This is a genomic window from Fictibacillus sp. NRS-1165 (genome assembly GCF_050468105.1).
Classification (GTDB): Bacteria; Bacillota; Bacilli; order Bacillales; family Fictibacillaceae; genus Fictibacillus_C; species Fictibacillus_C terrinigri.
Window position 1 is genome coordinate 30342 of record NZ_JBDPNU010000020.1, and the last position, 20415, is coordinate 50756.

Genomic DNA, 20415 nt, shown 5'->3' on the forward strand with positions numbered 1-20415 from the left:
TTTAAATTCAGGTAGACCGCCGTTTAACCAATTTAAAATCAAGCTGAATTTCTTTTCTTTTGCTTGGCAGTTTCTTTTCTATGGTTTCAATCATTTGTTCCATTGCCCGCTTTGCGATTTCCTCGATCGGCTGCTCAATCGTCGTCAAACCGATTAATTCTGCAACTGGCTGGTCATCGAAACCTATGATGGCCAAATCATCCGGCACCCGCCATTGATGATTGACCGCTTCCTTCCAGATCCCTGCTGCTACTTCATCACTGCCGGTAAATACTGCAGTGGGCGGATCCTTCATGCTGGCTATTTCCTTGAAGATCCGTTTGCCATCTTCAATGCTGTACGCGCTTGTCAGGAACCACTTCTCGTTGAGTGGAAGGCCTGCCTCAGCTAATGCTTTTTTATAACCTTTGTACCGGTCAGAAGCTACACGAGATTCTGTGTTGTCTCCTGAGCAGTAGCCGATTTTTGTATGGCCCTGCTCGATGAGGTGGCGAGTCCCTATGTAACCGCCTTCAATTTGGTTTAAATAGACGGTCGGGACCTTGGCTTCATCATTGTACTCATTACAAAGCATAATCGGCCCAAAGTTCATGTACGGTTCAATGTCACTCCATTCGTTCTCGATGGATGTGAGGATCAGCCCGTCTACTTGCTTTGTTTTCAACAGCTCAAGATAATTGATCTCCTGGTTTCGGCTATAGCTCGTTTGGCAAAGAATCAGCTGGTATCCTTTTTCGGCTGCATAGTTTCCCATGACCTCAACCATTTGGCTGAAGAAGGGATTTGTAATCCTTGGGACATAAACGGCAATGGTTTCAGTCTGCTGTTTTCTTAACCGTCGGGCAGAAGAATTCGGTACATAATTTAATTCTTCCATCGCGTTCATAACGAGTCTTTTCTTTTCATCCGTAACATACGGATGCTGATTGATTACTCTGGAGACTGTCGTTCTCGATAACCCGGCAAGCTTTGCTACATCGTGAATAGTTGCCATTGCGTTTCTCCTTCATTTCTCACTATGAAATCGAAATCATGAAATCGGTTTCATAGATTGAGTATAGGTTAAACTTCCTATACGGTCAATAAGTTTTCTAAAAATTTTTATTATAGTTTTAAATAAAACATTTATTCATCGCATTCTCTCCTTTCAAAAGGTATAATCGAGTTAACATCAGGAAAACGATAAAGAGATTGTGTGAATAGGGGGAACGTATTCTCAATGATTAAAGTACGAAACTTAAAAAAATCCTTTGGGGATTTAGAAGTATTAAAAGATATCAACTCTGAAATCAAGGAACGGGAAGTGGTCTGTGTGATCGGCCCGTCAGGTTCAGGGAAAAGCACGTTTCTCCGCTGTTTAAATAAACTTGAGGATATTACAGGCGGAGAAGTGATCGTTAACGGCTACAATCTTGTAGATCCGAAAGTGAACATTAACGTCGTGCGCCAGGATGTCGGCATGGTGTTTCAGCAGTTCAACCTCTTCCCTCATAAATCGGTTTTGGAGAACGTCACACTTGGACCGATTAAAGTACGGGGAATGGAACCTGCCAAAGCTAAAGAAAAAGCGCTCGCCCTTCTATCCAAAGTTGGCTTGAAAGACAAAGCAGACAGCTATCCCGGACAATTATCCGGCGGACAAAAGCAGCGTGTAGCCATTGCCCGCGCACTGGCTATGGATCCTAAAATCATGCTGTTTGACGAACCCACTTCAGCACTGGATCCCGAAATGGTGGGAGAAGTTCTTGAAGTTATGAAACAGCTCGCGAAGGAAGGAATGACGATGGTCGTAGTTACCCATGAAATGGGCTTTGCCCGCGAGGTCGGTGACCGTGTGATCTTCATGGACGGCGGATATATCGTCGAAGAGAACATTCCATCCGAATTATTCGGAAATCCTAAGCATGAGCGGACAAAATCGTTTTTAAGCAAAGTTTTATAAGAAAAGCGCAAGCGCCACGCTGAGGCCCGACAAGCGCCGGAGCTTTTACACTGCAACACGCTTTTTGTGTTGTGGAGTAAGAGTGAAGCCGACTAATGATGAAAAGAGGATCTTATTTTTCAATCTATCGAGGGCCTATGCTGAAAACTGAAGTTCGTTTTCAGCCTTGGGCGCTGAAGCTGGACATTACTCCATAGAAAAAAAGCCTGGCGATGCCAGGCTTTTTTTATGGCGCTTTTATTTGATCAACCTTCTGTCTTTAAGGAAATCCCTTGCAACGTCTCTAAGTTCTTTCTTATAATGCCTGCTTTTGCGTTCATTTCTGACATGTCTTTTTCGCTGATTTTCCTGCAAGTTCGCCTTAATGTTAAATAGCACCCGCACTAGGCTCATCATTTCTGAACTTCTTCATTTTAACCGTGAAAAACAGCAGTGATGCTGCGAGCATCGGAACCATAAAGTACCCAAGCACGATGGCGTTCTTCCACATAAGGCTGTAATCTCCTGTTGTTATAACAGCTCGCAGCCCTGCGATAGAATAAGACATCGGCATAAAGAAGTGCACTTTTTGCAGGGAAGACGGGATCATCTCTGTCGGGAATGTTCCTCCGCTCGATGTTAATTGGAAAATAAGCATGAGGATAACAATATAACGGCCGGGGTTCCCCATCGTTGTGACAAGGAACTGAATAATGGCCATAAAGGCTAGACTGATAATAATGCTGAATAGAACAAATCCGCCCGTGCTCTGAACTTCAAGGTCAAGTCCTTTAAGCAGAATCAGGTCAGCAATAAGAGCCTGAAAGATCCCCGTTACCGCCATAAAAGCATATTTACTGAAGAACCAGCTGAATGCATTGTTCGGTTTCACCGCGGGTTCCACCAGCGGAAACACGATGGTCAGCATGAGTGCACCAACAAACAATCCAAGAGATAAAAAGTATGGCGCAAGCCCTGTTCCGTAAGTCATATCCTTAACCGTGCTGGCATTCAATGTGTTTACTGGATTGGAAATCATATTTACTTCATCATCCGTTGCTTTTGCTTTTTGTGCCTGATCTGCGGCACTGTTCAATTCTCCAGCCAATTTCTTATTGCCGGATTTAAGAGAATCCACACCGGAAGCCAGTTTACCTGCCCCTTCGTTCAGCTGGCGGGCTCCATCACTCAGCTTGCCTGAGCCCTCTCTTGCACTTTGCAGCCCATTCGTAAGGTCGATGCTCCCTTTTGCGAGTTTCGTCTGGCCTTCGCTGAGTTTGCCGACATTATCGACAAGCCCTGACCAGCCCTGAGACAAGCCTGCAGTACCTGCCGACAATTTGGCAGAACCGTCAGCTAATTGATCAGCTCCAGATTTGGCTTCACCCATCTTGGACATGAACATTTTTGTTCCATCAAGCAGCTTTTGCGATCCGGCAGCCAGCTGATCCGTGCCATCCACCAGTTTTTTCTGTCCCGCATGCAGTGCCTCTACACCCTTTTGAAACATTTCTTGCCCTGCTGATAATTTGTCGGCTCCAGCAGAGAGATCATCAGCACCGACTTTTATAGGGGCTGCTCCATCGGCTACTTCTTGAGTCCCGCCGCTTACTTGCTTGCTTCCTTTTTCTAGGGCTGCAATTTTTGCAAGAATGACCGCTTTTGGCAGTTCAGGATTTTTCTCCATTTCCGCTTTAAGAGCAGCAAGTCCTTCGTTTAGGGTTTTTGCTCCAGCTGCCGTTTCGTCAGCACCGTCTTTTAAAGATGTCATCCCTGCAGACAAGCGGGACGCTCCATCCTTAAGGTCATTGGCACCGTGCTCCAGATCTTTTCCTTTGTTTTGGAGTACAGCTGATCCTGAATAGGCGTCGGCCGCTCCCTTTTTCAAGTCATTAACACCTTTAGACAGCTGTTGTTGTCCGGATATAATCTCGCTTCCCTTTTGATCAAGCTGATGCAGTCCGTTGGAGAGACTGTTCAGGCCCTTTTCAAGGCTGTTTGCCCCATTGCTGAGCTGGTCGATTTCTGGCGATTTTTCTTTCATTCCAGTATAGAGTTTACCCGCTCCATCTTCTGATTGCTTCAAGCCTTCAGACAGCTTTGATGATCCTCCTGCCAGCCGGCCTAATCCGCTGTGAAGATCTTTCGTTTTGTTTGAGAATGTTTCAGTGCCTTTAACAAGATCGTGCGAACCGCCAGAAGCCTTCGATGAACCTTCGGCTAATTTACCTGCACCATCTGATGCTTTTTTATATCCATCACCCATCTCACCAATTTTATCGAAAATGAGACCGGTATACGTTTTAGAAATTTCATTTGAGAGCTTATGTTCAAGCTGTTCTACCCCCTTCTTGCCGATTTGGGAGGCGAGATAGTTGTATCCAGAATTTATTTTGTATTTTAACTGAAGCTTTTCTGGATGAGGATCCATTGCAGTCTTTGCTTTTTCTGAAAAGTTTTCCGGAACCTCGATCACTGCATAATATTGATTGTTCTTTAAACCTTTTTCAGCTTTAGCCGTATTGACAAACTTCCAATCGAAGTCTTGATTATCCTTCAGTTCTTTTACTAAATCATCACCGATCTGCAGCCTTTCTCCTTCAAGCTTCGCTCCCCTATCCTCGTTTACTACAGCAACAGGCAGTTTATCTGTATGTGAGTATGGATCCCAGAAAGCCCATAAGTAGATGCCGCTGTACAGGATTGGAATAAACAGTATCGCTGCAATCGGTATCAGTGCTTTTGGATTTCGGAGAACCGCCCCAAATTGTTTCCTTATCATTTGCATATCACCCATTCCTATCTTTTCATACGATATGACTATTTTAGTCAATTGGTCATTTTAATTAAAAAAAAAGAGAGATCTACAGAGAGATCACATGAAAAATGACTAAAATTAAAATTTAGTCATTTACAAAAATACCATGAATGGCGGAGCTTTACAACTGTTACTTCTTAAGCCCTGTGATCAGCATTTTTTCAAAAATATCAGCAATTTCTTCCTTGCTGAGGGGCTCATGTTCCTGCTCCCAGTCAAAAACGAGAGAAACATACATCTTCAGCATGACATAAGAAGTAATTTCTGTATTGCAATTCTTAATCTCACCTTTATCGATCGCCTTCCCCAACTCTTGCTTAATAAAGGTAAGGACGGCTTTCTCAAGCATGTCACTTGCTTCCTTTACAGCAGGTGTGTTCAGCTCCTTTCCTTCCTGTGCAATCTTGATGGCCAGCTGGTGGGACTTTCTGAAGTCCAGCACACCATACAAGGCGAAATGAAGGTTCTGGTGAAACGCACGGTCTTCCTTAATGGCATCATTGGCTACATGCCGGATCTGCTTGACAAGATCAGCTACAATCTCTTTGAACAGTTCTTCTTTATTTTCAAAAAAAGTATAGATCGTCCCTTTACCCACGTTGGCAATCTTAGCTACTTGATCCATAGTGGTGGCCTTATATCCAAACAGCGAAAATGATTTCGCTGCAGCTTCAATAATATTTTGTTTTCGATCAATCATGGACTCATTTCCTTTCATTGACCAATTTTAATATCTGGTCAATTTCAAACTTTACCATGTTATTGCCATTCACACAAGACCGTTAGGAAGATTTTAGAGGCAAGGACAGCAAAGCCTTCGTCCCTTTCTCCGGTCGGCTCTCATACCGCACACTCCCTCCAATGTCCCGGATGAGCCTGCTAATAATCATTGTACCCAAACCTGTGCCTTTAGTCTTCGTCGTATAAAAAGGAAGCCCGATCTGCTGAAGTTCTTGCTCAGACATCCCTTTTCCATTGTCCTCAATCGCAAGGGTGATAGAATTTTTGGAAATCGAATGTTTATAGATGGTAATCAAGCCTTCTTTGCCTTCCGTAGATTCAATCGCATTTTTAATTATGTTGATCAGGCATTGTTTTACATGCTGCTCATCGGCAACAATTTGTTCATTCTCACCTGTTTCTTTAAACAGGATGGCTGTATTATGCAGGTATCCGTACGGCCTCAGCAAAGAGAGAGTATCATGGATCAACACATTCAGATTTAAATTCTTTAGATTGGGCTTGCCAGGCTTCACCAAGGTTAAATAATCGGTGATGATTTTATTGGTACGGTCTAGTTCATCCAGGATAAGAGGTGCAAACTCTTCCAGCTTCTTATCTTCCGTATCTTTCGCCAAAAACTGAATAAGCCCCCGTACGGTAGTCAGCGGGTTCCTCACCTCGTGCGCAATCGCTGCCGCCATCTGCCCGACGACAGAAAGTTTGTCGAGGTACGCGGTTTCTTCCAGTCTCATATTGATCGCGGCCAGCCTCTCGATCAGCAAAATGGTAGAAAAGAAGGAAACATGAAAGCAGATGAAATAAACCAAATAAAAATCTCCTGGAAGAAAGTCCATCTCATAATGAATGATCATCATATAAATGATCGTGTATACGGCTCCCAGAACGATCGCCGCTCTCCATTTTTTCTTATCTCCGCTAAAAAAACCTTTGTATGCCGCTCCGATGATATACGCAACTAAAGCAAGCACAACGCCAATAACTGCAAACTGGCCGCCGAGCAAAAGCCTGGCAACGGAAACGACTATTGTGCAAATCGCCCCAGGCAGCCATCCTGCGTACAGTGTCACCACCACAATTGGAACATTTCTCAGGTCAAAAAAAGAGTCCCTCAGCGTTTCGATCGGATACGCCATACAGAACAAAGCACACACACCGGCAATCCCGCCATACAGAAGCTTCGCCTTTAGCGTCATCTTTCGATTCATTAAGAAAGGAGCGATTGTATTGCCAATATAGGTTAAAGAATAGATAACAGCTATATTCACAAAAAGCGGCTGTAAAAAGTATTTCATCACTATTAAGTCCTTTCAGCAGGTCCCTGCAAAAAACAAGTATAACTACATTATTCCTATATTTTTAAAAGCTGAAACGGCCGTTTAGGGGTGACCGACGCTGGAGCTCTTGAGCATAAAAAAGAGCGATAGGTTCCATGGGCCTATCGCATGCTTTCAATGATATGGTTAACTGCCTTTTGAGCTGAAGCTGCACAATCCGGAAGTCCTACCCCTTCATAGGAAGCACCAGCCGCATAAACACCCGGATAATAGGCTGAAAGGTTGTCCTGCAGTTTTTGCCACCGTTGTTTGTGGTTAACCTCATATTGAGGCATGGATTGAATCCAGCGGGAAACATAATAAAATTCAGGTTCAGAGGTAATATCCATGATTTTATTCAAATCATTCATCACAGCTTTTAAAATCGTTTCATCCGACTCAAAAACGATATCCTGATTGTTCGCCCTGCCGACATAACAGCGGATCAATACCTTTCCTCCAGGTGTTGTATGCGGCCATTTACGGTGTGTCCACGTGCAGGCGGTGATGGTGGTAGGTTCTTGTCTCGAAATGACAAAACCGGTGCCATTAATATCATTTTTTAGGGCGGACGCTGGAAAAGCCATAGCGATCGTAGCGACTGAAGTAGATGGCGTGGAATGAAACTCTTCCACTCTTACGGTTTCAGGCAGCAGCTGCTTGGCTACTGAATAAGGAGAAGCCAATATCACCGAATCGCCATGTGTATTCGTGCCATCTTCCAGTTCAACCCGGTATCTGCCAGTGTCTTCTCTATGGATGCCTGAGACCTTTTTGTTTTTCCAGATGCTCTTCTCCTCCAGAAGCTCCTCAAGTCTTTCAACAAGGGATTCGAGGCCGGAGGAAAGGGTTAAGAACTGCCCTTGTTTCTTTTTGCCGTATGTCCCCGGCCGTTCAGGCTTAGGGATTTTCTGCTTCATACCGAGGATCAAGCTTCTTGATTTTCTTTCCACATCCTGAAACTGCGGGAACGTGGATTGCAGGCTCAGCCGGTCGATGTCCCCCGCATAAATTCCAGACAGCAAGGGCTCGATCAAGTTTTCAACAACCTGGTCGCCGAGCCTTCTGCGAAAAAAATGGCCGACAGAGATATCCTGATCTGCTCCATCACGGCGAGGCAGTACAAGGTCCATTGCGGCTCTTGCTTTTCCTGCTTTGGAAAATAATTTGGTTTTAATGAACGGACCTACCTTAGTCGGAACCCCCATTACTGCACCTTCAGGGATCGGATGCAGTTTGCCTCCAGACATGACGTACGCCTGACCTGTTTCGTTTGAAACGAGCTGACCTAAGAGGCCGGCTTCTTCAATTAGCTTCGTCAGGCTCTGCTTTCGCCCTAAATAAGAATCCGGTCCGCGTTCAATCACAAAACCATCCCGATGAATGGTTTTTATCTTCCCCCCAAGACGATCGGATGCTTCAATGAGCGTATAGGTGATCGGAAGGTTCTTTTCCTTCGCTTCTTTATGCAAGTAAAAAGCGGCGGTCAATCCTGTTATCCCACCGCCGATGATTACAACATGCTTCCGTTGAGGCATCATTATCACTTTCCTTTTTGAGTTAAGGCTTCTGAAACAACATCAGCAAGTGCATCGATAAATGTGTCTTTCGCATTCGGCATGGCTGGACGATAATAGTTTACGCCAAGTTCTTCCGTTACTACCTTGCATTCATAGTCATTATCAAACAGCACTTCCAAGTGGTCTGCGATAAATCCAACCGGGCAATAGACGTAGGACGTATAGCCGTGCTCTTTATACAAATCTCTTGTTAAATCCTGCACATCCGGCCCGATCCAAGGTTCGGGCGTATTACCTGCGCTTTGCCAGCCGATCGTATAGTGAGGGATACCGGCTTTGGAAGCAATAAGATCTGCCGTTTCCTTCAGCTGATCCGGATAAGGATCTCCCATCTGCAAAATTCGTTCGGGCAGGCTGTGTGCCGAGAAAATCACGACAGTCTTTTCCTTTTCTCCGGATGGGATCCCATCCATTATCTTATTGAGTTCATTCACCCAATAATCAATAAATTTGGGATTGTCATACCATTGATCAATAGAGGTAATTTGAATGCCTCCAAGATTTTCCGCTTGCTCAGCCGCTCTGGAGTTGTAAGATTTTACACTGAACGTAGAGTAATGAGGTGCAAGAACAACGGATACTGCTTCCGTAATCCCATCTTCCTTCATTTGTTTAACGGCATCTTCAATATATGGGTCAATATGTTTTAACCCTAAATAACTTTTAAACTCAATGTCTTCATGACGGCTGTTCATCATCTCTTCTAGCCTTAATGCCTGTTCTTCGGTAATCTTCGCTAGAGGAGAGATCCCGCCGATCATTTCATAACGGTGTGTTAAATCCTGCAGCTGCTCTTCCGAAGGCTTTCTTCCGTGTCTGATATGTGTATAATACGGCTCTACTTCATCAAGGCTTCCCGGAGTTCCGTAAGCCATGACAAGCAGTCCTACTTTTCGTTTTCCCAAAATGGTCACCCCAGTTTTTTAGAAGAATAATCATGTATAAATGCTGTTAAACGCTGAAGGGTCTCGACTTGTACCTGTGGAAATATCCCTTTTCCCACATTAAAAATGAACCCTGGCTCTTCCATTCCCTCGTCAAGGATCCGCTTCGCTTTCTCTTCAATAACCTTCCATGGGGCCAATAGAATTGATGGATCCAAGTTACCCTGCAGCGATTTCGTGATCCCCATCTGTCTTGCTTCTCTTGGAGATGTCCTCCAATCAAGACCGATGACATCGATCGGCAGATCATTCCATTCGAGAAGAAGATGACGGGCTCCCGTTCCATATAGTATAAGCGGAACCCCTTCGCCGCGAAGCGCAGAAAAAATCCGGTTCATGACTGGCTTGATATACGTTCTGAAGTCTTCAGCATTCAGTGCACCCACCCAGGAATCAAAAATCTGAAACGCCTGAGCACCTGCAGCTATTTGAGCCTTGGCATAGGCAATGGTCATATCACCAAGCTTGTCCATCAGCAGGAACCACGCTTCAGGGTCAGAGTGCATCAATGCTTTTGTGTAGTGGTAATCTCTTGAGGGACCACCTTCTATCATGTAGCTGGCGATCGTAAACGGCGCACCCGCAAAGGTAATGAGCGGTACTTCCAGCTGCTCGCGAAGCAGTTTGATGGTGTCCAGAACATAAGGAACATCCTTTTCCGGTTGAATCGTCCCGAGTTTTTCGACATCAGCCATCGTGCGCACAGGAACATCAATAACAGGCCCTACACCTGACTTGATCTCAACGTTTACGCCCAAGGCGGGAACCGGGGACATAATATCCTTATAGAGAATCGCAGCATCTACTCCATGCTGATCCACAGGAAGTTTCGTAACCTGAGCACAAAGCTCCGGGCGGTGAGTTATGTCAAAAAGCGAATATTTTTCCTTCAGTTTTCGATACTCCGGCTGTGAACGCCCTGCTTGGCGCATATACCAAACCGGTACAAAACTGTTGTTCTCTTTTCGGCAGGCTTTTAAAAACTCCTCATTAACTGTCATGATCAACACACCTTTCTGCTTTGAAGCAAAAGCCCGAACCACGATTCTTCCTATACTTTGTGTCCCGACCTACTATGAATTCCTTTAATTTAAACTCCAGAAACCCGTTCGCTCCATATCCATTAAACATTGTAAAAGAATTCACAATAAATGTATAGCATCGGGTTTTAAATGTCATGAATTTGACAAGGCACAGGATGCAAACAAGGTGCCAGGCACCAGAAAGGCGGTGCCTGGCACACCCTTTGAAGATAGTTATCTGAACCACTCCATGGAAACGGTGTTGGATGGCTCGCCTTCCTGATCGGTCTGTGGATTCAGAGGGACGACATAAAACTTCGGCATGCTGAACAAGTACTTTGGAGATACGTTGTAGCTTCCTCTGCCTGTAACGGTATCAATGTGCGTCGCCTTTCCTTCTTTGACAGAATAGATCTTGTACTGCAGCCGTTCATCATTTGATGGCGTCCATGTGAGTTTAATTCCTGGAACCCCAAAGGATCCCAATGCAAAGTCCGCCTTCAGATCCTTGATCTTGACGAGGTCGACTGGCGGCTCCAGCTCTTTGACTCCTTTCGGCTTCTTGAAGGTCAGTCCGCGCTGTGAAGGCATCTGATTGATCACATCTTTAAAAAGCCTGGTGGCTTTCTCACTGGATGTATTGAGGTAGCTTTCGTTTGTGGTTTTATCATATCCGATCCATGCGGCACCCACGACTTTCGGGGTATAACCGACAAACCATGCATCCTTGTTGGCATGCGCCACGCCCTCATAGTTAGTAGTACCTGTCTTCCCCGCCAGCTCTGTATTTACTGAACCATATCTTCCCGTGCCTTTTTCCACGACTTCCTGGAGCATACGGGTCATGTACCACGCTGTTTGTTTCTTAAACACCTTCTTTTCTTTATGGCTCGCTTTACCGACAAGCTCACCGTTTCGGTCATAGATTTTAGCGATGACATACGGCTTGATCGTCTTGCCTTCCCGTGCAAATGAGCGGTAAGCTGACATCATTTGATAAGGGGTAACACCATGGTCCAGGCCGCCGAGCGCAATTCCGAGCCCTTTATCAGGAATATCCATACCGAGCTTTTTCAATGAAGCTTTTGATTCATCAATTCCCATTTCATTGAGCAGCCATACGGCGGGGGCATTGATGGAATCACGGATCGCTTCTGCCATGGAGACCCTTCCCCTATAACGCCCGTCATAGTTTTTCGGTTCATACCCGTTGTAGCTCAGCTGTTCATCTTTCAGCATGGAATAAGGTTTATAGGCTTTCGATTCCAGTGCAGGCCCATAAACCGCAAGAGGTTTAAACGATGAGCCAGGCTGACGGTTAACATATACCCTGTTCAGGCCCTCGGTCAGATAACCTCTTCCTCCCTGCGCAGCGATAATACCGCCTGTATCAGCATCCATGAGCACCATGGCTCCTTCAGGACGCTCCTTCCCTGTTCCTACGAAATAATCGGGTTTTAAAAAGGTCTGATATATCGCCTCTTGTGTACTTTCTTTCAGAGGAACGACGACTTTGTACCCGCCTTTTCTCATCTCCTCCCTGGAAAGATGATATTTCTGCTTCGCTTCATGGAGCACCATATCAATATAAGTAGTAAGTGCCGGATTACGCTCTTCCTTATGGATATTGAGAGCGATCGTCTTGCCCTTCGCCCTTACGGCTTGTTCGGCCGAAATAAAATGATGCTTCGCCATCAGGTCCAAAACAAGGTCTCTTCTTTTTTTACTAGCCTCTTTATGTTCAATGGGAGAGTAATAGCTCGGTGCCTTGGGCATCCCCGCCAGCATTGCTCCTTCTTCAACCGTCAGATCGCTGACGTCCTTATTGAAATAAAATTTAGACGCTGCCTGTATCCCGTAGGCGCCATGGCCAAAATAGATCTGATTCAAATACATCTCCAGAATTTTGTCCTTGCTGTACCTTCGTTCAAGGTTAATCGCGATTACGGCTTCCTTCGTTTTCCTTAACAATGACTTCTCATGAGACAAAAAAACGTTCTTAGCCAGCTGCTGAGTGATCGTGCTTCCGCCCTCAACTTTATGGCCTGCCGCGATATCACGATAAACGGCACGGGCGATCGAGCGAAAATCCAGTCCGTGATGCTCATAAAATCGGGTGTCCTCCACCGCTACAAAAGCATCCTTGACTTCATCTGGAATCTCATCTGCTGAGACCAGCTCCCTGTTCTCTGAATAAATCCTCGTAATGGTATTGCCCTTCAGATCGACAAGTGTAGAGGCAGAGCTCATTACAAGATCCTTATCATCGACAACATAATCGCCGGCCATAAGTATAAACAAATAGCCCATGAACCCCGCTACTAATATTCCAATTAATAAACCAATGCCAAGCATTCCGTTTTTAAACACGTCTGTACCTCTTTTCAAACACTGCCATACTTGATTGCTTATTTTACTATATTATTACAGAATCCGCTAAAACAAGGATAAACTCTTTTTTATTGCAGTCGCTAGAAAGACATCGTTAACTATGCCGCTTTCCGTGGTGCTTTCGTTTATTATTTGCTTGCCTTGGGTAAATCATGAATTAGAGATGAAAACCGTTCAAATCATTAAAGAAGATAAGGAGCAGTTTACATGAAGCTATATATCTCGTATGGAACACAGCACTATTTAGAAAATCTTCCAGAAGCCGCTCTCGATCATTCGGTTCTGCTGGAAAGCAGCGGGGATGCCGTACTGATCGCAGAGCTTGATGGAAATAACCCCTTCAAAGAAGGCCATGCCTATGAGATTTTAAACTCAAGAGGAGAACTGAAGGACGGGTCCTTTGCTGTTTTGAACCACATACAAGTGACCGATGAGGGAAGATCGCTCTTCGAAGAACGTTTTAAGCAGCGGGCTGGGCTTGTCGAACAGGAACCTGGCTTTGCTGCCATCCGGGTCCTTCGTCCAGAAGAAAACGATCCTTATATCGTGATGACCCTTTGGAAATCACAAAGTGACTTTACGAGCTGGCAGCAGTCTGATGCTTATGCTGAAGCGCATAAGAACAGAGGTAACGGACAGGGACTGCCCCAGACTCTTTTTTCCGGCCCATCGTTTGTAAAAGAATATAACGTGATTTCTAAGTCGTAATGTGTCATTCATCCATCGCTAAAGAAGCCTGCAGACTGATCTCTGCTCAGCAGGCTTGTTCCGGATGACATCGAAACATAGTTCGAAGTATGTATAGTAACAAGTTAAGGAGGCGGCGGATATGAATAAAGCAGCCATTATCGTAAATCCGAATGCCGGAAATAAGAAGCTGGTTGAAAACATACATGAAGTAGTTAAAAGGCTAGAAGAAAAATATAGTAAAGTTATCGTTTATGAAACGAAAGAAGTCGGAGATGGCGGAGAATTCCTGACCAAGATCGCTGGGGAAGTCGATCTCGTAATCGGAGCCGGCGGAGACGGAACGGTCTATGAACTCGTTAATGCGCTTTGCCCCTTGAAGAAACGACCGTTGTTTGCCATTCTTCCCGGAGGAACATGCAATGATTTTTCAAGGGCGATCGGCATGGATCAGGATCCCTTTAAAGCTGTGGAACAGATATTGGAGCATAAGGTCGAACAGCTTGACGTTGGACATTGCAATGCTGATTACTTTCTGAACTTTTGGGGTGTCGGTCTCATCACACAAGTTTCCACCAATATAGACAGCCAGGTTAAGGATCGTTTCGGCCGGCTCTCCTACTACCTTTCAGCGGCCCAGACACTCAAAGATTATGAATCGTTTAACCTTGAAATTGAGAGCCCCGACTTTACGTATCAGGGAGATGCAGCTATGCTCATCGTTGGAAACGGTCCATTTACAGGAGGCGTTAGGGCCTTTTTTCCGGATACCGACATTCAGGACGGCAAATTCGATATTTTAATCGTGAAAGAACCATCCCTGCGTTTAATTTGGGATGCCCTCCAATCCAAGCTGCTGAAACAGATTCCTTCCAGTGAAGAGATTCACTACTATAAAACGGGCCGACTTAAGGTTAAAGCATCTCCTGGTCAATTGATTGACTGTGATGGTGAACGGTACGCTCATACCCCCGCTGAAATGGTTAACCTGGAAAAGTATCTGTCTGTTATTGTCGGCAATTTTCCATCATGAGGATCATCTGAGCCGTTTATAAAAATAAACGGCCTCCAGGGCTGCTATGCAAAGAAGAAGCCATACCATTCCTGCTGAATAACCTGCAATTATATCAGATGGATAATGAACACCGAGATAAATACGGCTAATGCCGATCCCAATGATAGCTACAGCAAATAATAGAGTCCAGAAGGCCTTTCGCAGAGACTTTCTTTTACTTCTTACCACCAAATAGCCTAGAAATCCGTAATACACCATACTGCCCATTGCATGTCCGCTTGGAAAACTGAAGCCCAGTGCTTCCACCAGCGGATCTGCGTTTGGCCTTTTTCGTTGAAAAGCGTTCTTCAGCAGCAGATTCAATATGCCTCCTCCGCCGACAGTGAGCAGGAAAAATACCATCCCCCATAGGTTCTGCCTCTTAAATCCCAGCCAGAGCATGCCTGCAACCACCAGAATTCCAAGTGCAAGCGTAGAGCCGATCTCTGTAAAAAACAGCATGACACGGTCCAGGCCTGGAGATGAAAAGGATCTTACGGCATGAATAATCACCGGGTCAAAAGTAAAGGGCTCCTTCTCGATAAGTTCCTCAGAAAGGGAAGCGAAAATATAAATAGCAGTGGCCGCCAGAATGAATCCGATCAAAAGCAGCACTGCCGGCACGATGGGAAATGAAATTTTTTTCATCCATTTTTGGATCATGATTTAACACCTCTTGCTTCATCAGTTATTGAATCAACCATAGAAAAAAGCTGCTTAAGTTAGCAAAGCAGCTTTTTCTGCGCCTATTGTACAAGCTTTATCAGCATGTGTGCCAGCTGATGCCTTTGATTTTCATCGCCAACCTTCCACAGCTCTTTCAAAAGATTTTCTTCAGCATTGCGAGGCTCTTCTGTCTCCGCCAGATGATCCGCCACTCTTTGGGCAGCTTTAGCAAGAGTTTCTTCGTCAAGGCCAAGCTTCTCACCAAGGGCTACCCTTGTATGAAGATACGATTTAAACTCAGAAAAGTTTCGTAAGATTTCATCTTTCCGGCCTTCAGGAATTCGGTCAACGGTGTCATCTACTTTGTTTAGATTTACTGATTCATCTTTATGCAGGATATGCTTTTCTTCATTGCCCATAGCTTTCGACTCCTTTATTGATTTAATTTTGAAAGAATGGCAAGTGATTCTCGGTTGAATGCCCTCCGGATACGGCGACTTCCTCGTCTACAAAATTTGCTCCAGCATTGATCAAGTCCACTTTTATGGAGTTATAGCCTGTAACTTTTCTATCCTTCAATACGCCTGCTGTAATTAACAGCTGCGGGCCGTGGCAGATCGCAAAGATTGGTTTTCCGTTATCTGCAAAGTTTTTTGCGAAACTGACGAAACGCTCATCATCCCTTAGCTGGTCAGGGGAAAAGCCTCCCGGAATGAAGAGGGCATCAAAATCAGATGGGCTCACATCCCCTATTCCTGCATCTGCAGTAACGGTTGCTTCTTTTTGTTTGCCTTCGATCTTTTTGCCTTTTTCTGAGCTGATCACTACCACTTCGTGACCGGCTTCCTTCAAAGCTTTCGCTGGGTCTGTATATTCAACATCTTCAAATAAATTGGTCATCACAGTTGCAATTTTCGCCATTGAATATTCACGCTCCTTCGCATTTTCATCTGTCTACATCCCTTAACATTTCCTTTTGCAAACTTTAGTAAACCCCTTTTTTATAGTTTATCCTCCATTTAAACGGGGAAGAATATCCGAGAATGAATCATGGGAGGTAATGTAAAGATGGAAAAAGATTTACAGGCACTAATTGATGGACTCAATGAAGACTTAGCCAACGAATACTCCGCCATTATTATGTACAATCACAATGCAGCGACCGTATCAGGAATCTTTCGGCAAGTGCTAAAACCGTTTTTTGAATCAGAAATCGGTGATGAACAAGGCCATGCCCTTTACCTTGCAGAAAAGATCAGTACACTTGGCGGAACACCTACAACAACTCCAAAAGAAGTGAAGCCAGTAAATGATGTGCGTCAAATGCTTGAAGAAGCAAGAAATGCGGAGATCGATACCATCCGCCGTTATGAAGAACGAAAAGATCAGGCATCAAAGCTCAACATGACCGAACTGGTTGTGAAGCTTGAAGACATGATTGCCGATGAAACCACACATAAAGAAGAAATGGATCGCCTGTTAAAGGACAACCGTTTTTAATAGTAATACACCGAAATAAAAAAACTGCCCCTTAAAACCGTTTGGTTTCAGGAGCAGTTTTTTCGTTACTCATTCAGCCAGCCTTTTTGTTTTAATTGATTGAGCGTCCTTAAACGAAAACAGTTCTTCGCAGTCTTTCCGAGTTCGTCCAAAAAACGGAAGTTTGCAAAAGCTCCCACCAGCGCACCAAAACCGGGAACCATCTGCAGCATTTTTACCAGGTCGATATGGTCTCTGTAGTCCTGCTGCAGAGATTGCCAATCGATGTTCTGCAAATACAGCTGCTCGGTGGGGAAATCTGTAATCGTACGGTCCCAATTTGCAATTTTCTCAAAGAGTTCTTTCCGTTTAAATGGACTTGAGTAGGTAAGCTGAAAAATATACAAAATATACAATCGTTCCCGGTAATCTTTCACATCGTAGCCATAGACCCCAGCCGTATCAAACAAAAACTTCATTTTAATCCCGAGTAATATCGGAAAATCCGCGAGGCCAAGCAAAAAACCGGCCGCGCCGGTCCCTGCCCCTTCAACAGCAGCTGTCCGACGATAAGCGGTAATTAATGCATCTGCAGCCTGATCGCTCTCCTTTAAGGAAAGAGGAGCTGGAGGCTGCTTTTTCGAGATATATTCAGAACCGATCAGGGTGCCGTGCACCATTCCTTTAATGCTCTTTGTAATCATCTGATGCACTTTTTCTGGCAGAAGATCATTGATTCGATTTTGCAGCTTCTTGGCCGATCGATCCCACAAAGATGGATTTTTGTTGATTTCTGTTTCCCAATGACTCAGTTCAGCCAACACCTGTCTTTCATACTTGCTCATCTTCTTCCCCTCAATCCTCCCGCGGTTTGCAAGCTTGTTTACTACTACATTACTCGCATAATCTGTTTTTTAGTATAGTAAGCGGTAAACAGCCAGACAAAAAGGAGTGCGGATCCTGCAGATAGCCCGCCGATCATCCAAGTTCCACCTATGAGAAACAAAAAAGCGACATAAAGGAAGGCCTGAATCAATAATAGGATACGAAGCCATTTTTGAAACGCCTCAAAACGCCATTCGTGTTTCACGGGATATAGTTCAAACCAGACGTTGCCCCTATGATGTCTATAAAGCGGCAGCAGTTGCACGCCTGTGGCATGCAAAAACAGCAGGATAAGTATAGGATGCCACCAGCCGGAAGGAAACCAGAAAAGAAACAGACCACCGATGATAACGAGTCTGATATAGATTCCAAAATAATCGTTGGAACGAAAGAACGTCTTTCGGTACAAGCCTTCAAACGTATGCCTCTGTTTATAAGGCACTTTAGAAAACGCGGTAAGCCACTTTCTCGGTTTTACCTTTTGTGATAGCTGTGGAACATCCGTAAACAGATTGGCAATCCGATAGAGCTTCATCATCAAGCCGTTTTCAATTTCAAGCAAATGCTCCCACTTGTAGCCGTGCATTTTTTTAATAAATCCGAAAAAAAAGTGGGAAAGAACATACATGATCGCAAGAATTGCCAGGATGAACACATATGCCTTTTGAAAAAGAAGAAACAGGAACACAGCATTTACAGCCAAACGGATCACCATATAATTTCTTCGGGTTTGGTCAAAAGGTAGACGCTGCTCCTCCCATGAGGTTTTGATGTTCCACACTTTTGCTGTCAGCAGCAGAGCCAAAGTCAGCAGCATCTCGATGGGGTTGTCTGTGATAAACCTTGAAAACAGCGGCCCTAGTGCCAAAAAGAAAAAAACGATGGAAAAAGATTGAATAACGGCTGTATACCGTATGGAATGCCGGAAATATTCCTTCATCCTCGATTCAACAGGCAGGAGAAACACGAGATCTCCCTTTTTCAGGAAGGTTCGTACAGGGCTTTTTGTCAGCAAGTATGCATACACAGCGATAAGCAGCCAGGATGCCGGAAAATTATCAGGAAGCTGTTTAAGAATCCTGGCATAATAGAAGCTTCCCATGACAAACAGAATATAGAGCGAAAGCATGAACCCGCTGTTTCCGATCAAGCGGAAGTAACGGAGAGCGATGGCAAAATACTGGTCTTTTCTTCTTTGCCATATCTTTGTAAAATTCATCATGGTCTCTTCCCTCTGCTGGCATATATATAGATCTCGTCAAGTGTGGCTGCGGGATTTCCGATTTCATGTTTCAGTTCCTCTAAAGTCCCCTCCAAAGCGATTTTACCTTCATGCAGGATAATAAATCGGTCACAGTGCCGTTCGGCAGTGGCCAAAATATGGGTTGACATCAGGATGCCGGCTCCATTCTGCTTGAATTTCTCCATCAGTTCCAAGAACGAATGAATACCGAGCGGATCCAGACCGACAAACGGTTCGTCAACGATGTAGAGTTCAGGCTCCACCAGAAAAGCGCATAAGATCATCACCTTTTGCCGCATCCCTTTTGAAAAATGTCCAGGAAACCATTTAATTTTATTTTCCATATTAAATTCTGCGAGGAGCGGCCTTACTCTAGTTAAAAATGTCTGTTCCTCCAGCCCATATGCCATAGCTGTCATCTCTAGATGCTCCCAGAGTGTGAGCTCCTCATAAAGAATAGGTGTTTCTGGTATGTATGATAATTGTCCCCGGTACTCCTCCGCCTCTTCCTGAAAGGTTTTCCCGTTGATTCTGGAGGTCCCCTTACTCGGCTCCATCAGCCCCAATACGTGTTTGATCGTCGTACTTTTGCCTGCTCCGTTCAATCCGATGAGGCCTACGATCTCATTCGCGTGCACATTAAAAGAAACATCGTGCAGGACAGGCCTGTCAGGTGAATAGCCACCTGATAACCCCCTGACTTCAAGAATTTTTTTCATGTTTGATCCCTTCTTTCCCAGCCTCTGTTCTATTCTTTATGTCTTCTATCATCGCCTTCATGTTATCTTCATCATACTATGTATCATTTTCCTTTTCCAACGAGGGAATTTTTTACGGATAAACTTTTTGAAACTTGGCAAACCTATGAGGGAAGAAGGTATCCCCCCTTCTTCGAGGGAGATTTTAGGTGCTATATAACGATTTGAACAACCAATTTCAGGGAGATGATTCTCTTGGAAAGATTATTGCTTACCTAAGCTTATAATCCAAAAGAATGAGGTGTTCGCCAAAAAATCGGAATGTATGTTTCCAGGTTCTCCTTTCTTCTCTAACCTCTATAAGGAAGAGGGCTCTACACACGTAGGGTCCTCTTTCTTTGTGCAAATTTCAAAATGTTCCAATAACATATTCTCTGTACTTATGCTAAAATGAGAAAAAACATTTTCAGAGGTGATAAAATGAAGCATGCCGAGAACTGTATTTTCTGTAAAATCATAAAAGGTGAAATACCGAGCTACAAAGTATATGAGGATGAAAACGTGCTGGCATTTCTTGATATCAGCCAAGTGACAAAAGGACATACTCTCGTTATCCCAAAGAATCATTATAAAGATATCTTTGCCCTGCCTTCTGAAGAAGCGGCAAAGCTGTTCTCAGCTGTTCCTGCCATAGCTTCAGCAGTGAAAGAAGCCTTCGATCCGATCGGGCTGAACGTATTGAATAATAATGGAGAACCTGCGGGACAATCCGTATTTCACTATCACGTACATATCATTCCACGCTATGGCAGAGGAGATGGCTTTGGTGCGGTTTGGGAAACTCATGATTACTCAAAGGAAGAGTTCAGCGAGATTTCCACCAAAATTGCTTCCCGTCTTTCTTCATAAACAATCGTATCACTGCCTGAAGGCAGTTTTTTATTTAACAGCATTGGATTGAGACCACAAA

General features: G+C 44.5%; 19 protein-coding genes. 5 read left to right on the top strand and 14 right to left on the bottom strand.

Annotation, left to right across the window (positions count from 1 at the left end):
- Window positions 1–7 precede the first annotated feature (7 nt).
- Window positions 8–994 carry a LacI family DNA-binding transcriptional regulator gene (locus ABHN01_RS08730; RefSeq protein ID WP_429875201.1) on the bottom strand — a complete coding sequence of 329 codons (987 nt, stop codon included), beginning with the start codon at window positions 992–994 and terminating at the stop codon, window positions 8–10.
- A gap of 225 nt (window positions 995–1219) precedes the next feature.
- Here ABHN01_RS08730 and ABHN01_RS08735 point away from each other — a divergent pair, with 225 nt between their 5' ends.
- On the top strand, window positions 1220–1942 hold the full coding sequence (locus tag ABHN01_RS08735) for an amino acid ABC transporter ATP-binding protein (RefSeq protein ID WP_429875202.1): 723 nt from the start codon (window positions 1220–1222) through the stop codon (window positions 1940–1942).
- Window positions 1943–2309: 367 nt separating this feature from the next.
- Here the strand turns inward: ABHN01_RS08735 and ABHN01_RS08740 are convergent, their stop codons facing one another.
- The 7 genes from ABHN01_RS08740 to ABHN01_RS08770 all read right to left on the bottom strand — a co-directional run bounded on the left by ABHN01_RS08740 (window position 2310) and on the right by ABHN01_RS08770 (window position 12712).
- Window positions 2310–4703 (bottom strand): YhgE/Pip family protein, encoded by a 2394-nt coding sequence (locus ABHN01_RS08740; RefSeq protein WP_429875203.1) that lies wholly within the window; start codon window positions 4701–4703, stop codon window positions 2310–2312.
- Between the two features lie 166 nt (window positions 4704–4869).
- Complete coding sequence (locus tag ABHN01_RS08745; RefSeq protein ID WP_429875204.1) at window positions 4870–5439, bottom strand: TetR/AcrR family transcriptional regulator; 570 nt, start codon at window positions 5437–5439, stop codon at window positions 4870–4872.
- Between the two features lie 82 nt (window positions 5440–5521).
- Entirely contained in the window at window positions 5522–6775 is a 1254-nt protein-coding gene (locus ABHN01_RS08750) for an ATP-binding protein (protein WP_429875205.1), read from the bottom strand.
- Between the two features lie 143 nt (window positions 6776–6918).
- Window positions 6919–8337: a protoporphyrinogen oxidase gene (gene hemY, locus ABHN01_RS08755; protein WP_429875206.1), complete on the bottom strand. Its 1419-nt coding sequence runs from the start codon at window positions 8335–8337 to the stop codon at window positions 6919–6921.
- Between the two features lie 2 nt (window positions 8338–8339).
- Window positions 8340–9281: a ferrochelatase gene (gene hemH, locus ABHN01_RS08760; RefSeq protein WP_429875207.1), complete on the bottom strand. Its 942-nt coding sequence runs from the start codon at window positions 9279–9281 to the stop codon at window positions 8340–8342.
- A gap of 5 nt (window positions 9282–9286) precedes the next feature.
- Entirely contained in the window at window positions 9287–10321 is a 1035-nt protein-coding gene (gene hemE, locus ABHN01_RS08765) for a uroporphyrinogen decarboxylase (RefSeq protein WP_429875208.1), read from the bottom strand.
- A 255-nt stretch (window positions 10322–10576) separates the two neighbouring features.
- On the bottom strand, window positions 10577–12712 hold the full coding sequence (locus tag ABHN01_RS08770) for a transglycosylase domain-containing protein (RefSeq protein ID WP_429875209.1): 2136 nt from the start codon (window positions 12710–12712) through the stop codon (window positions 10577–10579).
- A 228-nt stretch (window positions 12713–12940) separates the two neighbouring features.
- Between ABHN01_RS08770 and ABHN01_RS08775 the strand changes: the two genes are divergently transcribed.
- Together ABHN01_RS08775 and ABHN01_RS08780 are read left to right on the top strand one after the other, a co-directional pair.
- Complete coding sequence (locus tag ABHN01_RS08775) at window positions 12941–13441, top strand: antibiotic biosynthesis monooxygenase family protein (RefSeq protein ID WP_429875210.1); 501 nt, start codon at window positions 12941–12943, stop codon at window positions 13439–13441.
- 121 nt (window positions 13442–13562) lie between these two features.
- Window positions 13563–14453 (top strand): diacylglycerol/lipid kinase family protein, encoded by an 891-nt coding sequence (locus ABHN01_RS08780; RefSeq protein ID WP_429875211.1) that lies wholly within the window; start codon window positions 13563–13565, stop codon window positions 14451–14453.
- A gap of 3 nt (window positions 14454–14456) precedes the next feature.
- On the opposite strand, the gene ABHN01_RS08785 is transcribed toward ABHN01_RS08780, so the two are convergent.
- The 3 genes from ABHN01_RS08785 to ABHN01_RS08795 form a co-directional block, all read right to left on the bottom strand.
- Entirely contained in the window at window positions 14457–15137 is a 681-nt protein-coding gene (locus ABHN01_RS08785; protein ID WP_429875212.1) for a phosphatase PAP2 family protein, read from the bottom strand.
- An 83-nt stretch (window positions 15138–15220) separates the two neighbouring features.
- Window positions 15221–15559 carry a DUF3243 domain-containing protein gene (locus ABHN01_RS08790; RefSeq protein ID WP_290401831.1) on the bottom strand — a complete coding sequence of 113 codons (339 nt, stop codon included), beginning with the start codon at window positions 15557–15559 and terminating at the stop codon, window positions 15221–15223.
- Window positions 15560–15581: 22 nt separating this feature from the next.
- On the bottom strand, window positions 15582–16061 hold the full coding sequence (locus ABHN01_RS08795) for a type 1 glutamine amidotransferase domain-containing protein (protein ID WP_429875213.1): 480 nt from the start codon (window positions 16059–16061) through the stop codon (window positions 15582–15584).
- Between the two features lie 147 nt (window positions 16062–16208).
- Here ABHN01_RS08795 and ABHN01_RS08800 point away from each other — a divergent pair, with 147 nt between their 5' ends.
- Window positions 16209–16640, top strand: a complete 432-nt coding sequence (locus ABHN01_RS08800) for a ferritin-like domain-containing protein (RefSeq protein ID WP_290401833.1) — start codon at window positions 16209–16211, stop codon at window positions 16638–16640.
- A gap of 65 nt (window positions 16641–16705) precedes the next feature.
- On the opposite strand, the gene ABHN01_RS08805 is transcribed toward ABHN01_RS08800, so the two are convergent.
- Genes ABHN01_RS08805 through ABHN01_RS08815 form a run of 3 tightly spaced genes read right to left on the bottom strand, consistent with a single transcriptional unit; the run spans window position 16706 to window position 19466 of the window.
- Entirely contained in the window at window positions 16706–17464 is a 759-nt protein-coding gene (locus tag ABHN01_RS08805) for an EcsC family protein (protein ID WP_429875214.1), read from the bottom strand.
- 44 nt (window positions 17465–17508) lie between these two features.
- Window positions 17509–18723, bottom strand: coding sequence for an ABC transporter permease (locus tag ABHN01_RS08810; protein WP_429875215.1), 1215 nt, complete (start codon window positions 18721–18723; stop codon window positions 17509–17511).
- Window positions 18723–19466, bottom strand: a complete 744-nt coding sequence (locus tag ABHN01_RS08815; protein WP_429875216.1) for an ABC transporter ATP-binding protein — start codon at window positions 19464–19466, stop codon at window positions 18723–18725. The genes ABHN01_RS08810 and ABHN01_RS08815 overlap by 1 nt, the downstream gene beginning before the upstream one ends.
- A gap of 459 nt (window positions 19467–19925) precedes the next feature.
- Between ABHN01_RS08815 and ABHN01_RS08820 the strand changes: the two genes are divergently transcribed.
- Window positions 19926–20354, top strand: a complete 429-nt coding sequence (locus tag ABHN01_RS08820) for an HIT family protein (RefSeq protein WP_429875217.1) — start codon at window positions 19926–19928, stop codon at window positions 20352–20354.
- The last annotated feature ends 61 nt before the right edge of the window (window positions 20355–20415 follow it).